We start from the raw sequence: 14,452 nt of genomic DNA on the forward strand, positions 1-14,452 counted from the left end.
AGGAAATTAAACACAGGCTTGTTCATGCTAACCCTTTTCATCAAAGCTACTGGCTAACCCGCCGGTATATGGACATAAAACTCAGTGATTTTAAAAACCTCGGATTGATTGCCCTGCAACCTATTCTGATTGCATTTTTAATCATTTTTGCTTTTGAGAATTTGATAGAAGTATCTCCGGTAAATGGGAATCAAGTTATAGAAAGCAATGCAACTGATGATTTTTTAGATTATGAGGAAAATCATGTAATTGCTGAAAACGAATCAGGAGAACCTATTCAAACCGGAAAAATCGGGGCATTATTTATTATGGCGATTGCAGCAATTTGGTTTGGCGTGAGTAATGCTGCTAAAGAAATAGTAGGGGAATTATCTGTTTTTCGAAGAGAACGGATGTTTAATTTACAACTTACCCCATATATCACCAGCAAAGTGATTGTTTTAACCTTTTTGTCCTTTGTGCAAATTTGTATTTTTCTTTTTATACTTTTTTTGCATTATGAGGATTTACAGTTTTTTGTTGAAACAGGAGTATTTTTGCTTTGGGTAAGCATAGTTTCTATTGTTTTCGGACTCATGCTTTCTTCCATTACCAATACCAGCACCGAAGTAATGAGTATTCTGCCCATAGCATTAATGCCACAAATTATCCTTGCAGGCATCATTCAGCCAATTCAAAATGATATTACCGTTTTACTGAGTTATTTAACTATTGGTCGCTGGGGTACTGAAGGACTTGCAAGAATTCAGGATATTGGCAGAGATAATGAACTGTTTTTAAAAATTATAGATATTCACTTATATCAGCACAATAGCTTTCTGGCTTCAGACGGATTATTTAATAATCTCTTTATACTCTCCCTCCTCCTAATCGCAATGCTGCTCGTAACCTATCATTTCCTGAATTCAAAGTGAGAAATTGGCAGCAGCTTATTTTTATTTTTAATCACTTTATTTTTTCCATTTTTTAGCCTTCATTTTTTCGTATTTTTGTTTTTGAACAAATCAGTCGTATTTTGTTATAGTTACTTTCTCAATTGATCTGTCATTTGAAATTTCGAATAATAAAAAGTCTATGAATTTACCTTCCGAATTGATGGAAAATGCAGTCAGGGAGTTTGCAAAACTTCCCGGTATTGGTCGTAAAACAGCTTTAAGGTTAGTGCTGCACCTTATTCAGTCAGATTTATCAGCTTCTGAACACTTTGGTAATGCCATCATAGACATGAGGAAAAAAATTAAGTTTTGTCAAAAATGTAATAATATCTCAGATGGTGATTTGTGCTCTATTTGTGTAAATAAATCCAGAAACCACGAACTGATTTGCGTAGTTGAATCTGTCAGAGAACTGCTAATTATTGAAAATACAGGACATTACAATGGCTTATACCATATTTTGGGAGGATTGATTTCCCCTATTGATGGCATAAACCCCGAAGATCTTCATATTAACAGCCTTATTAAAAGAGTTGAAAGTGAAGAAACGAAAGAGCTTATTATGGCATTAAATTCAACTATGGAGGGGGATACGACAGTTTTTTATCTTTCCAGAAAACTCAAAAACTTACCGGTTAAAATTACAACTATTGCCAGAGGAGTGTCCTTCGGTGGTGAGCTCGAATATGCTGATGAAGTTACTTTAGCCCGCTCTATAGAATCGAGAAGACCTTTTGAATTTTATATGCATCAAAACCAATCGGAAGACAACTAAACGTTATTCCCTTAGCGCTGAATCAGAATTTTTTTGTTAATCGTCCGCCCCTTATCATTGACAGAAAGGATATAAAATCCTTCTGCTAAATTTTCTACATTCAATTGTATATGTGTTGAGTGGTTTCGATAATGTTTTTGAGAGGATATTGCCCTTCCATAGATATCAAAAATAACTATTTCAGGATTTTCAAAAAGAAGCTCATTGGTTTGCTCAATTGTTAAAACATCATTTGCCGGCACCGGATAGATAGTTAACTCAGCTTTACTTTCAGCTATTTTTTCTGTAAAATTAAATTGCGGAGTTTGAAACTCAATAAAGGACAAATTATTTGTGTTTGCAAAAACCGTATTGGTGGCAATTTCAGGATTAAAGACTGCATCAAAACTATTTCCGGGATACATATTTGCTGCTCCGTTATTCATGTTACGGTTATATCTCGGATAGTTTGACGAACTAATAATCAATCGAACTCTATTTCCTGCATTAAAAGTGATAGCCTGAGGAGGCAATTCAATTTCAATGGGATAAATAACTCCCGCTTCTAAAAAGCTGGTATCATTAACGGTATACCCATCTCTGAAACGCATTCTCAAAATCTGCTCATTCTTTAAAATACTTCTTCCGTCCGGATAGACATTAGTGAGCCTCACGATAAAGTCCGTATCTTTTTTATCTGATTCAACATGCAGTTTAACAACAACACTCCCGGTAGTATGAAGGTCGCTTTCAAGAACTTCTGAAGTGAATACCAGATTATCATTTCTTTGCTCTACGGGAGCCTGATCGTAAGGACCTTGCAATAAAACCTGCTTTAGCGTAGCTCCTCCAATAGTCGGACTAGGGTCTTCCGGGTTGTACTCAAAGCTGTAATTTAAATTATTTTGAGCCGGTTCTGATAAGGTAAGCAAATTATTTTCATTTAAATAAAATTTGAGAGAGGTATTTCCATCAGGAGGCCACTGGTTTGCATTTACCCATGTATTTGATCCGACTTGATAATAAATAACCGGACTTTTTGTTTCCCAGCCATTTGAAATATTTTCCAGATGATAGTCAAAAAATGCAATAGCTAGGGAATCGTTAAATTTTTCTGCTTCGGGATACATCATTTCTCCCTGTTGAATACTTCCAACCTGAGTTTGTCCAAAACCACCATGAGCCCAGGGTCCTATAAGTATATGCTGGTCTGCAGCTGCCGGAGAAACTTTTTGCAGCGTATCAAAGAGATTTATCATCAACTTAAGATTATGATCATACCATCCTGCGATGTGAAGCATAGGGATTTCAATTTCGTCAGGAAACATATTGTTATTTTCAACAAATTGCCAGACATTATTGTAATGAGGATTATTCATTAAGGTTGTGCTAAAATCAAAGCCTATTCCACTTAATTGTTCAATATATTCAGTTCTTGCTGCACCCCCCGGAAAATACTCATCATATTGAAACTGACTCCCCGAAACTAATGGGACAGCACAAATATGTGCCGGGTGTTTTTCTCGGGCTGTCATAAACTGAACTTTTGCCAAAGCAGATGCTCCCCAGGTACCAACTTTCCCATTCGACCAATTTTGTTGGGTAATCCATTCAATAATATCATAACCATCCTCTCCTCTAATAGTGTTATTGGTCAGTGGAATACAAGCATCCGAAGACCCATAAAAACATCTCCAGTCAGTTATAACTATAGCATATCTGAGTTCAGAAAGATTTTTTTCTATTCCAAGCGGTAAGCCTGCTCGGTAAAAAAGCCTGTTATAAGGTGTTTGAATGAGTATGGTAGAAAAAGGTCCGTTTCCGGCCGGCAAGTAGATGTCCGCAGCTATTTTATTATTATCCCGAACGATAATTGAATCTACATCCGGGTTTAAAAATACTTGTGAGTTAGCGTAGTTAAAACAACAATTAAGCATGAAGAAAACAAGGACTGTTTTGAAAAAAATAGAACTCATAAAAGAATTATTAACTTAGTTACTGACTGAATAAATAGAATAGAAATAGCGACTATAAATATAATTATAATTAAATGCTTATCAAATTATGAAGCAAATGTTAGCATTAAATTAATTTAATTAACTACTGTCAGGGTTCAAAATTATACTTATATTTGCGAAAAATTACAAGAGTTGAAGCGGTTTTTATATGTTTCATCTCATAAAAGCCTTAATCAGCAAAGTTTGATGCAAAAGATAAACATGGTTGACCTTCAGGGTCAATATTTAAAAATTAAAGAAGAGTTAAACGCAAGAATCTTAGAAGTTATAGATTCAGGTGCATTTGTGAAAGGGCCGGCTGTTCAGCAGTTTGAAGAAAATCTGGCAAAATTCCATAATTGTAAACACGTAATTTCCTGTGGAAACGGAACAGATGCCTTGCAAATAGCCATGATGGCTTTGGGTTTTAAACCGGGCGATGAAGTGATTACAGTTAGCTTTACTTATGTGGCAACAGTGGAAGTTATAAAGCTATTGGGTTTAGTGCCGGTTTTTGTGGATGTTGATCCCGATACTTTTACGATTGATGTAAATCAGATTGAGGCTAAAATAACCGACAAAACGGTTGCCATTGCTCCGGTTCATTTATACGGGCAAAGTGCTGACATGCACCCCTTAATGGAGATAGCCAAAAAGCATAAATTATACGTGATTGAAGATAATGCTCAGGCAATTGGAGCAGATTATATTTACCCGGATGGAAAGAAAGTAAAAACTTCCTGCATAGGGGATATCGGCTGTACATCTTTTTATCCTTCCAAGAATTTAGGGGCGATGGGAGATGGCGGAGCAATCACAACGAATGACGATGATCTTGCCACTAAACTCAGACAAATTGCCAATCATGGTCAAAGCAGTTTATATCAGTTTGATTTGATAGGTGTAAACTCCCGTTTGGATGGTATTCAGGCGGCTTTGTTAGATGTAAAATTGAGTTATTTAAATGATTATTTAGCTGCCAGACAAGAGGCCGCAGCTTATTATGATAATGCTTTTAAAAACCATCAGAAAATCACTCCTCCGAAAAGAGCGCCTTATTCCACCCATGTTTTTCATCAATACACTTTGAAGTTAGCTGATGATATAGACAGGGATAAATTAAAAAATTATTTAAATGAGCAGGGGGTACCTTCAATGGTTTATTATCCGAAGCCATTACATATGCATAAAGCCTACACTGATTTAGGATTCTCTAAAGGAGATTTGCCTGTTAGTGAAAGCTTGTCTGAAAGAGTGATTTCTCTTCCGATGCACACTGAGTTGACAACAAATCAGTTGGATTATATTATTGAACATGTTTTAAAATATTGTAAGTAAAAAGTTATGAAAATAGCAGTTATAGGAACCGGATATGTCGGATTAGTTTCAGGTATTTGTTTTGCCGAAACAGGTAATAATGTTACATGCGTTGATATCAATCAATCGAAAATTGATCGACTGGTAAAGGGTGAGGTTCCAATTTATGAGCCGGGATTAAATACCTTATTTCAAAGAAACAGAACTCAGGACAGAATCAAGTTTACCACAAATTTAAACGATGCAGTAGAAGATGCTCAGGTAATCTTTTTAGCACTTCCAACCCCTCCCGGTGAGGATGGTTCAGCAGATTTATCTTATGTTTTAAATGTAGCTGAAGAGTTAGGAAAAATCATTAAAGATTATAAGGTTATTGTTGATAAGAGTACCGTACCCGTTGGCACAGCTGAAAAAGTACAGGCGAAAATTGCTTTAAATTCTAAAGTTCCTTTTGATGTAGTTTCCAATCCGGAGTTTTTGAGAGAAGGGAAGGCGGTGGATGATTTTATGAAGCCGGACAGAGTAGTAATTGGCACTAACTCTGAAAAAGCCAGAGAAATTATGGGCAGGCTATATGATCCTTATGTACGTCAGGGCAATCCGGTGATTTTCATGGATGAGCGTTCGGCAGAAATGACTAAATATGCAGCAAATGCATACTTGGCTACGCGTATCACTTTTATGAATGAAATTGCCAACCTTTGTGAAAAAGTAGGAGCGGATGTTGATATGGTTAGAAAAGGAATTGGCTCAGACAATAGAATTGGAAAAAGATTTTTATTCCCGGGCATTGGTTATGGTGGAAGTTGTTTTCCAAAAGATGTTCAGGCATTGGGAAAAACCGCTAATGAGTATGGCTATGACTTCAAAATCCTAAAATCGGTAATGAATACTAATGATTTACAGAAAAAAGTCATGGTAGAGAAAATAAATAATGTTTACGGCAAAGATTTAAAGGGTAAAAAGTTTGCAGTTTGGGGCTTGTCTTTCAAGCCTGATACGGATGATATCAGAGAAGCGCCGGCCATTGACATTTGTAGAGAATTATTGAATTCCGGTGCAGAAATAGCGGCTTTCGATCCTGAGGCTATTGAAAATTTTAAAGAGATTTTTAATAATGAAATTGAATTCGTTGAAAATATGTACGCAGCTTTAAATGGAGCCGATGCTTTACTTGTTTTCACTGAGTGGTCAGTTTTTAGAAGTCCGGATTTTGATAAGATAAAAAACAGTTTGAAAAAACCGGTTATATTTGATGGCAGAAATGTTTTCTCAGTAGAAGACATGAAGCAAATGGGTTTCTATTACAACAGCATTGGTAGGATGACTGTTAATTCTAATTTATTATAAATTTTATGCGTAAAAGAGTTTTAATCACCGGAGCAGCCGGTTTTATAGGTTCACACCTCTGTGATCTTTTTATCAAAAAAGGATTTGATGTGATAGGTATGGATAATCTGTTGACCGGTGATATGAAAAACATCAATCACTTATTTCCGCTGGAAACTTTTAAGTTTTATCATCATGATGTCAGTACATACATTCAAATACCCGGTGAGTTAGACTATATCCTGCATTTTGCATCTCCTGCCAGCCCGATGGATTATCTTAAGATGCCTATACAAACCCTGAAAGTAGGCTCTTTGGGAACGCATAATTGTTTGGGGTTAGCCGTTGCAAAAAAAGCCAGAATTTTAGTTGCTTCTACTTCTGAAGTCTATGGAGATCCGGAAGTACATCCTCAGCATGAGGAGTATTGGGGAAATGTAAATCCGGTAGGTCCCAGAGGTGTTTATGATGAAGCAAAAAGATTTCAGGAAGCTATGACCATGGCTTATCATAAAGTACATAATGTAGAGACCAGAATTATTCGGATTTTTAACACCTATGGCCCGAGAATGCGCCTGAATGACGGAAGAGCCCTTCCCGCTTTTATGGAGCAGGCTTTAAGAGGAAAAGATATTACTGTATTTGGGGATGGCAGTCAAACCCGTTCTTTTGGCTATGTAGGAGATTTAGTGGATGGAATTTATAAGCTCTTAATGAGTGACTATCACTTGCCCGTTAACATCGGAAACCCTGAAGAAATATCAATAAATGAGTTCGCCAGAGAAATTATTGAACTGACCGGAAGTAAATCTAAAATCATATACAAGGACTTGCCGAAAGATGACCCGAAACAAAGACGTCCGGATATCAGCAGAGCCCGCGAAGTTTTAAACTGGGAACCTAAAGTTCATAGAAAAGAAGGCCTTAAAATTACTCTGGAATATTTCAAAACTATATTGGACAATGAGTGATCAAAAATTTTATGTACATCCAAGTGCTATTGTTGATGAAGGCTGCACTATTGGCAGTGGTTCAAAAATATGGCATTTCTGTCATTTAATGCCTAAGGCGATTATTGGAGATAACTGCATATTGGGTCAAAATGTATTTGTAGCTGATGATGTCATTTTAGGAAACAATGTGAAAGTTCAGAATAATGTTTCCCTGTATACAGGTGTTATTTGTGAAGATGATGTTTTTTTGGGACCCTCTATGGTCTTCACAAACATTGTAAATCCCCGAAGTGCAGTAGTTCGCCGAGGTCAGTACACTAAAACCACCGTAAAAAAAGGAGCCTCCATTGGGGCAAATGCAACTATAGTTTGCGGACATGATATTGGTCGTTTTGCTTTTATAGGAGCCGGCTCTGTCGTTACTAAAAATGTCCCTGACTATGCACTTGTAGTGGGCAATCCGGCCCGACAAATTGGTTGGATGAGTGAATACGGTCACCGTCTTGAATTTGATTACAAAGGAGAAGCCGTTTGTCCGGAAAGTAAAGAAAAGTATAACTTAAAAAATGAAGTAGTAATAAAACTCTAAAAATGTTACAAGAATTAAAAAACAAAAAATCAAAATTAGCAGTCATTGGTCTGGGATATGTTGGATTACCAATCGCTCTTGAATTCGCAAAAAAAATATCAGTCATTGGCTTTGATATAAATGCGAAGAGAGTGGAAATGATGAAAAATAATGTAGACCCGAGTCAGGAACTGGAAAGTAAAGATTTTGAAGGTACAGATATTCAGTTTACCGCAAATCCGGATGATTTAAAGGATGCAACTTTCTTTATAGTAGCAGTCCCCACACCGGTTGACGATCACAAAGTTCCGGATTTAACGCCGGTAGTAAGTGCATCAAAAGCAATTGGAAAAATCCTGAAAAAAGGAGATTATGTAGTTTATGAGTCTACCGTTTATCCAAGTTGTACAGAAGAGGATTGCGTTCCGGTATTGGAAGAATTTTCAGGCTTAAAAGCCGGTGAAGATTTCAAATTCGGTTTTTCACCGGAAAGAATTAACCCGGGAGATAAAGAGCATACTTTAACAAAAATCGTTAAGGTCGTTTCCGGTTGTGATGCAGAGTCTCTTAAAGTTATTGGAGATGTTTATGAATTGGTTATTGAAGCCGGTGTATTCAGAGCTGCCAGTGTGAAAGTTGCTGAAGCTGCCAAAATTATTGAAAATACTCAAAGAGATTTAAACATAGCTTTGATGAATGAGCTGTCAAAGATTTTCGACAGATTGAATATAAACACTTTTGATGTGCTCGAAGCAGCCGGAACAAAATGGAATTTCCTTAAATTTCATCCCGGATTAGTTGGCGGACATTGCATAGGTGTTGACCCATACTACCTGACTTATAAGTCCATAAGCTTAGGTTACAAGCCTGAGGTTATACTTAGCGGCCGTAGAATAAATGATAGCATGGGAGAATATGTTGCCAGAAAATTAGTTCAAAAGATAATTAAAACCGGAACACCCGTTGCTAAATCAAATGTGCTTGTAATGGGCGCTACATTTAAAGAAAATGTGAGTGATATCAGAAATTCAAAAGTAATAGATGTTATCAACGAGCTTAAGTCATATTCTGTAAATGTGGACGTTGTTGATCAATATGCTGATTCTGAAGAAATTAAAGAAGAATATGGCATAGAGTTATCAAAACTTTCAGATAAAAAATATGAAGCAATCATAGTTGCCGTTAATCATACAGATTATGTAAAGCTAACAGAAGATGATTTTAAAAAGATGCTGAATAAAAACGGTATTCTTATTGATATTAAAGGTCTGTATAGAAAAAAGATTAAAGATCTGACCTATTGGTCATTATAAAAATAGATAAAGTATGTCTTTCAAAAAGAAAATTTTAATTACCGGAGGAGCCGGATTCATTGGCTCTCATGTTGTTCGTTTATTTGTCAATAAGTACCCGGATTACCACATTGTAAACTTAGACAAACTAACTTATGCCGGTAATCTGGAGAATATTACAGATATTGAAAACAAAGAAAATTATACTTTTATAAAGGGAGATATTGCTGATACTGCTTTTGTAGAGAAACTATTTCTTGAAAATGATTTTGACGGGGTAATCCACTTAGCTGCAGAGTCTCATGTTGACAGGTCTATTTTGAGTCCAATGGAGTTCATACAGTCAAATATTGTCGGTACGGTAAACTTATTAAACGGAGCAAAAGCAAGCTGGAAAGATAATATGGAAGGCAAACTTTTTTATCATGTTTCTACAGATGAAGTATATGGTTCTTTAGGGAAAGAAGGTTTGTTTGTTGAAACAACTCCTTACGATCCGCGTTCTCCGTATTCAGCAAGTAAAGCAAGTTCTGACCATTTAGTGAGAGCATATAACCATACTTATGGTTTGCCAATTGTAATCACAAACTGCTCTAACAATTATGGAAGCCACCAGTTTCCGGAAAAGTTGGTTCCTTTAGCTATCAATAATATCAAACAAATGAAGCAAATCCCCATTTATGGCAAAGGGGATAATGTAAGAGATTGGCTATGGGTAAATGACCACGCAGTAGCTATTGACTTGGTTTATCATAAAGGAAATAAGGGCGAAACTTATAATATTGGTGGATTTAATGAGTGGAAAAACATAGATTTAATTCATGTTTTATGCAAAGTCATGGACAAAAAATTAAATCGTAAAGAAGGAACATCTGCTTCTTTGATTACCTTCGTAAAAGATCGTCCGGGACATGATGCCAGATATGCAATTGATGCGTCAAAGATAAACAAAGAATTAGGCTGGAAGCCAAGCGTTACTTTTGAAGAAGGTCTTGAAAAAACCGTTGAATGGTATCTGGAAAATGAAAAATGGTTGGAAAGAGTTACCAGCGGAGCTTATAAAAACTATTACGAAAAACAATACGAAGCAGGTCAATCAAATTAAAATATGTATAATCAGGCATTTCATAAGGAAGAATTATCGCAGTACAGCTTTCTGATAACAGGGGGAGCCGGATTTATTGGTTCCAATATCGTTGATTATTTAATAAAATACGGGGCAGGAAAAGTCAGAGTATTGGATAATTATCTTACCGGTAGAAAGTCTAATATTGAAAAGTATCTTGATTTGCCCAATTTTGAAATGATTGAAGGTGATATTTGTGATTTAGAAGTTTGCCGAAAGGCTTGTGCAGATATTGATTTTGTTTCACATCAGGCAGCTCTTGGCTCTGTACCAAGATCCATAAAGCATCCGGAAAAAACAAATGCTATAAATGTAAGTGGTTTTTTGAATATGGTTATAGCTGCTTCAGAGAATAAAGTGAAGCGCTTTGTATATGCATCTTCTTCTTCTGTTTACGGAGATAGCCTTGCTTTGCCAAAAATTGAAGACCAAACCGGGAAACCTCTTTCACCTTATGCTGTTTCCAAATATACCAATGAATTGTATGCAAATGTTTTTGCTGACATATACGGCTTGGAAATTTGTGGTTTACGATATTTTAATATTTTCGGTCCCAAACAGGATCCAAATGGAGCATATGCTGCTGTAATACCTATTTTTATTGATAAATCCATACAGGAAGAAACCGTTTACATTGATGGTGACGGTGAACAAACCAGAGATTTTACTTTTGTTGAAAATGCAGTTCAGGCAAATGTTAAAGCATTTTTTGCTGTTGGTTCAGAAATTAAAAAGCAGGTTTTCAATATCGCTGTCGGAGAAAATTTTTCGGTAAATCAAATTTATAATACTATACAGGATTGCCTCGGTAAAAATAATAAACCCTCTTACAGAGAATCCAGAAAAGGTGATGTGAAAGACTCTTTGGCAGACATCACTAAAGCTGAAAAGATATTGGGCTATAGCCCGGGTGTTCGTTTTGAAGAAGGGATTAAAAAAACAATCGACTTCTTTAAGCCGGAGCCGGCGGTTAAATAAATTTAATACATATGTTCCGATTTCTAAGGAACTTATTGAGTTCAACTTCTCTAAAGCATGAAGATTTTCATGTTCTTGGGGCTGATTTGCATTCTCATTTGATACCCGGCGTTGACGATGGGGCTAAAGATATGGAGGAATCTATAACCGGCATTAGAAAACTCCATGAAATAGGTTTTGACACCATAATCACGACTCCTCACATTATGCCGGGCTATTACAACAATAATGAGGATGATTTATTAAGAAAAGCCGAAGATGTTATTCGGGAAATAGAAAAGCAAAATATAGATGTTAAGTTTAAAGTTGCCGCAGAGTATTTTTGTGATGAAAATTTTGTCCAAAAAATAAAAAATACCAATCTGCTCACTTTAGGCAATGACTTTTTTTTGTTTGAACTTCCTTTTTTTAATAAACCGGTAAACTTTGATGAAGTGGTTTTTGCCATTCAAAGTAAAGGCTTAAAACCAATTTTGGCACATATTGAGCGATATTCATTTTTTCATGAACTGCCAATGGATGACTTTCATGAACTAAGTGAAAAAGGATTGAACATACAGGTAAATATCGGATCTTTTTCAGGGGCTTATGGACCCATTGTTAAATTGTTTGCTGAGCGCTTGGCAAAAGAAAAATTAATTGATTTTTTGGCTTCCGATTATCATCATATAAAGCACATCTCCCAATTGTATAAATCTCTCAAAAACAAGCACGTACAACAACTGCTTGAGCAAAACGAATTGAAAAACCATTTATTGATTTAATGTTTTTTACAAATTCAATTACAACTTATTTGTGAATAGCCATTCATTTTCTAATTTTAGGCTTACTAATTAAATTTTTATAAATATGGAAGTATTTGAAACGGGCTTTGAAGGTCTGTTTGAGTTAAAGCCAACAGTTTTTGAAGACAGCCGCGGTTACTTTTACGAATCGTATAATCAGCAGGTTTTTGATGAAAAGTGTTCTGCAACAAGATTTGTACAGGATAATCAATCAAAATCGGGAAAAGGAGTGCTTCGCGGACTTCATTTTCAGATATATCCATATGCTCAGGCAAAATTAGTGAGGGTACTTTCAGGAGAAGTGTTAGATGTGGTGGTTGATTTAAGGAAAGATCAAAAGACCTATGGAAAATCATATAAAACTAAGCTGAGTCAGGAAAATAAAAGACAATTATTTATTCCGAGAGGCTTTGCACATGGATTTCTTGTTTTAAGCGAAAGCGCTGAATTTTTTTATAAGTGTGATAATTTTTATTCAAAAAGTCATGAGCGGGGCATTATCTATAATGATAAGGCATTGGAAATTGATTGGCTCATGAGTGAAGAGGAATTGTTAATTTCACCAAAAGATTTAGAATTGCCGGCTTTTAAAGACCTCAGCCCCGAAAATTTGAAGTTTTAAATTAAAGTATGTTTAATGTCTGAAAAGAAACACATAATCGTAACAGGTGCGGGTGGGCAATTAGCCTCTGAAATTCAATTTCTTTCCGGCAAACAAACGAATCTTCGATTTACTTTCCTGCCTTTTGAGCAACTCGATATCACTAATGATGCTCATCTGGAAGAGCTTTTTCAAAATGCCAAAGACTGGGATGTTATTATTAATACAGCGGCTTATACGGCTGTAGATAAAGCTGAAGAAGAAACAGAAAAAGCATCAATGGTAAATGCTCAGGCAATGGAAAAAATTGGCAGGCTTTGCCATTTGAACAAAAAGTATATCATACATATTTCAACTGATTTTGTATTTGACGGGCGCTTATCAAGACCTTATGTTGAAAGTGATGAAGCAAATCCAATCAATGTTTACGGAAAAACCAAAAGAACCGGAGAAATAAATCTACTGGCCTCAAATGAAAATAGCCTCATATTTAGAACATCCTGGCTGTATTCAACCTATGGAAAGAATTTTTTTAAAACCATGCGATTTTTGGGAGAGAGTAAAAGCGAGTTAAAAGTAGTTTCCGATCAGGTAGGTACACCCACTTATGCATTGGATTTGGCAGACTTTATTTTACATGTTTTACAAAATGAATTGTATTTAACTAATAAAGGAATTTTTCATTTTAGCAATGAGGGAGTAGCCAGCTGGTATGACTTTGCCTGGCAGATAATGAAAATGTCCGGACTGAACTGCAAAGTTTTACCCATTAATTCAATTGAGTATCCTACACCGGCAGCCAGACCGAATTATAGTGTTTTAGATAAATCTAATCTTAAGAAAAAGTTTAATTATTTAATTCCACACTGGCAGGAAAGTCTGCTTGAGTGTATTAAAAAATCCGGAAATGACATCGCTAAATAAACTGAAAATCGATGATTTGCTGAAGATCTCTGCTGAGGCCGGCAAGCTGATTATGGCTATCTATAAACAGCCGTTTGATGTTGAGGAAAAAGAGGACAAAACACCTCTGACTTTGGCAGATAAGGCTTCAAACGGGTTTATTACGGAAGCTTTAAAGAAATTGACACCCGATATTCCAATTATTTCAGAAGAAATGAAGCAGGTAGATTATGAGGTTAGAAAAGATTGGAAATATCTGTGGATGGTAGATCCTTTAGATGGAACTAAGGAGTTTATAAAGAAAAACGGAGAATTTACCGTGAACATTTCTCTCATTTCAGAGAATGAATCGATATTGGGAGTGGTTCATATTCCGGCGACAAATGAATCTTATTTTGCCAAAAAAAATGAAGGTGCATTTAAAGTGACCAATACCGAAAAGGTCAAGATAAATAAATCGGGTGACTACCGCTTAAAAGAAAATATAAAAGTAGTAGCCAGTCGTTCTCACAAAGATAATAAGCTGAATTCTTTTTTAGAAGATTTGCAACATGAAGGAAAGAATATAGAAATCATGTCAAAAGGCAGTTCCCTGAAATTTTGCATGATTGCTGAAGGCAGCGCAGATGTCTATCCCCGCTTTGGTCCAACTATGGAATGGGATACAGCGGCAGCCCAAATTATAGCTGAAGAAGCAGGATGTAAAGTGCTTGATATCTCAAACGGCGAAAGACTTTCCTACAATAAAGAAGACCTACTAAATCCGGGATTTATAGTTTATTAAAAGCTTTATTTTTCTAAAGCTTCTCGTAAGTCATTTATTAAATCTTCAACATTTACACAATCAGGGTTTTAAAATAATTGAATAATAGAACATTCGAACAATCGAATAGTGAAGTAAAATGAAAGAAAAA

At 35.9% G+C, this 14,452-nt stretch carries 14 protein-coding genes; 13 read left to right on the forward strand and 1 reads right to left on the reverse strand.

The features are described 5' to 3' along the window. Both EA412_09810 and recR read left to right on the forward strand, forming a co-directional pair. Positions 1-914: ABC transporter permease (locus EA412_09810; GenBank protein TVR77899.1), on the forward strand; the 914-nt coding region annotated here is incomplete at its 5' end. A 160-nt stretch (positions 915-1,074) separates the two neighbouring features. Then, positions 1,075-1,710, forward strand: coding sequence for a recombination protein RecR (gene recR / locus EA412_09815; GenBank protein TVR77900.1), 636 nt, complete (start codon positions 1,075-1,077; stop codon positions 1,708-1,710). Between the two features lie 11 nt (positions 1,711-1,721). Here the strand turns inward: recR and EA412_09820 are convergent, their stop codons facing one another. Then, positions 1,722-3,665 (reverse strand): CocE/NonD family hydrolase, encoded by a 1,944-nt coding sequence (locus EA412_09820; protein ID TVR77901.1) that lies wholly within the window; start codon positions 3,663-3,665, stop codon positions 1,722-1,724. Positions 3,666-3,893: 228 nt separating this feature from the next. Here EA412_09820 and EA412_09825 point away from each other — a divergent pair, with 228 nt between their 5' ends. From EA412_09825 to cysQ, 11 genes are all read left to right on the forward strand, one after another. Next, positions 3,894-5,024, forward strand: coding sequence for a DegT/DnrJ/EryC1/StrS family aminotransferase (locus EA412_09825; GenBank protein TVR77911.1), 1,131 nt, complete (start codon positions 3,894-3,896; stop codon positions 5,022-5,024). A 6-nt stretch (positions 5,025-5,030) separates the two neighbouring features. Further along, positions 5,031-6,353, forward strand: coding sequence for a UDP-glucose/GDP-mannose dehydrogenase family protein (locus EA412_09830; GenBank protein TVR77902.1), 1,323 nt, complete (start codon positions 5,031-5,033; stop codon positions 6,351-6,353). A gap of 5 nt (positions 6,354-6,358) precedes the next feature. Further along, the gene (locus tag EA412_09835) at positions 6,359-7,303 is read left to right on the forward strand and encodes an SDR family oxidoreductase (protein TVR77903.1); all 945 of its coding nucleotides are present in this window, start codon (positions 6,359-6,361) and stop codon (positions 7,301-7,303) included. Beyond that, positions 7,296-7,874 carry an N-acetyltransferase gene (locus EA412_09840; protein TVR77904.1) on the forward strand — a complete coding sequence of 193 codons (579 nt, stop codon included), beginning with the start codon at positions 7,296-7,298 and terminating at the stop codon, positions 7,872-7,874. The genes EA412_09835 and EA412_09840 overlap by 8 nt, the downstream gene beginning before the upstream one ends. 2 nt (positions 7,875-7,876) lie before the next feature. Further along, positions 7,877-9,166 carry a nucleotide sugar dehydrogenase gene (locus EA412_09845; protein TVR77905.1) on the forward strand — a complete coding sequence of 430 codons (1,290 nt, stop codon included), beginning with the start codon at positions 7,877-7,879 and terminating at the stop codon, positions 9,164-9,166. A 13-nt stretch (positions 9,167-9,179) separates the two neighbouring features. Beyond that, positions 9,180-10,250, forward strand: coding sequence for a dTDP-glucose 4,6-dehydratase (gene rfbB, locus EA412_09850; GenBank protein ID TVR77906.1), 1,071 nt, complete (start codon positions 9,180-9,182; stop codon positions 10,248-10,250). Between the two features lie 3 nt (positions 10,251-10,253). Beyond that, positions 10,254-11,249, forward strand: a complete 996-nt coding sequence (locus EA412_09855) for an SDR family oxidoreductase (protein ID TVR77907.1) — start codon at positions 10,254-10,256, stop codon at positions 11,247-11,249. Positions 11,250-11,284: 35 nt separating this feature from the next. Continuing rightward, positions 11,285-12,013, forward strand: coding sequence for a capsular biosynthesis protein (locus EA412_09860; protein TVR77908.1), 729 nt, complete (start codon positions 11,285-11,287; stop codon positions 12,011-12,013). Positions 12,014-12,098: 85 nt separating this feature from the next. Further along, positions 12,099-12,656, forward strand: a complete 558-nt coding sequence (gene rfbC, locus EA412_09865; protein TVR77909.1) for a dTDP-4-dehydrorhamnose 3,5-epimerase — start codon at positions 12,099-12,101, stop codon at positions 12,654-12,656. Positions 12,657-12,671: 15 nt separating this feature from the next. Continuing rightward, a complete protein-coding gene (gene rfbD, locus EA412_09870; protein TVR77910.1) occupies positions 12,672-13,559 on the forward strand; it encodes a dTDP-4-dehydrorhamnose reductase in 888 nt (295 codons plus the stop codon). Continuing rightward, the gene (gene cysQ / locus EA412_09875) at positions 13,543-14,322 is read left to right on the forward strand and encodes a 3'(2'),5'-bisphosphate nucleotidase (GenBank protein ID TVR77912.1); all 780 of its coding nucleotides are present in this window, start codon (positions 13,543-13,545) and stop codon (positions 14,320-14,322) included. Before rfbD ends, cysQ begins: the two co-directional genes overlap by 17 nt. Positions 14,323-14,452 lie beyond the last annotated feature (130 nt).

Source organism: Chitinophagaceae bacterium (assembly GCA_007695095.1).
GTDB lineage: Bacteria > Bacteroidota > Bacteroidia > Chitinophagales > REEL01 > REEL01.

Bases quoted from the DNA above. Each gene is read 5' to 3' on its own strand.
- recR (TVR77900.1), top strand. From the start codon at position 1,075: ATGAATTTACCTTCCGAATTGATGGAAAATGCAGTCAGGGAGTTTGCA.
- EA412_09820 (TVR77901.1), bottom strand. From the start codon at position 3,665: ATGAGTTCTATTTTTTTCAAAACAGTCCTTGTTTTCTTCATGCTTAAT.
- EA412_09825 (TVR77911.1), top strand. From the start codon at position 3,894: ATGCAAAAGATAAACATGGTTGACCTTCAGGGTCAATATTTAAAAATT.
- EA412_09830 (TVR77902.1), top strand. From the start codon at position 5,031: ATGAAAATAGCAGTTATAGGAACCGGATATGTCGGATTAGTTTCAGGT.
- EA412_09835 (TVR77903.1), top strand. From the start codon at position 6,359: ATGCGTAAAAGAGTTTTAATCACCGGAGCAGCCGGTTTTATAGGTTCA.
- EA412_09840 (TVR77904.1), top strand. From the start codon at position 7,296: ATGAGTGATCAAAAATTTTATGTACATCCAAGTGCTATTGTTGATGAA.
- EA412_09845 (TVR77905.1), top strand. From the start codon at position 7,877: ATGTTACAAGAATTAAAAAACAAAAAATCAAAATTAGCAGTCATTGGT.
- rfbB (TVR77906.1), top strand. From the start codon at position 9,180: ATGTCTTTCAAAAAGAAAATTTTAATTACCGGAGGAGCCGGATTCATT.
- EA412_09855 (TVR77907.1), top strand. From the start codon at position 10,254: ATGTATAATCAGGCATTTCATAAGGAAGAATTATCGCAGTACAGCTTT.
- rfbC (TVR77909.1), top strand. From the start codon at position 12,099: ATGGAAGTATTTGAAACGGGCTTTGAAGGTCTGTTTGAGTTAAAGCCA.
- rfbD (TVR77910.1), top strand. From the start codon at position 12,672: ATGTCTGAAAAGAAACACATAATCGTAACAGGTGCGGGTGGGCAATTA.
- cysQ (TVR77912.1), top strand. From the start codon at position 13,543: ATGACATCGCTAAATAAACTGAAAATCGATGATTTGCTGAAGATCTCT.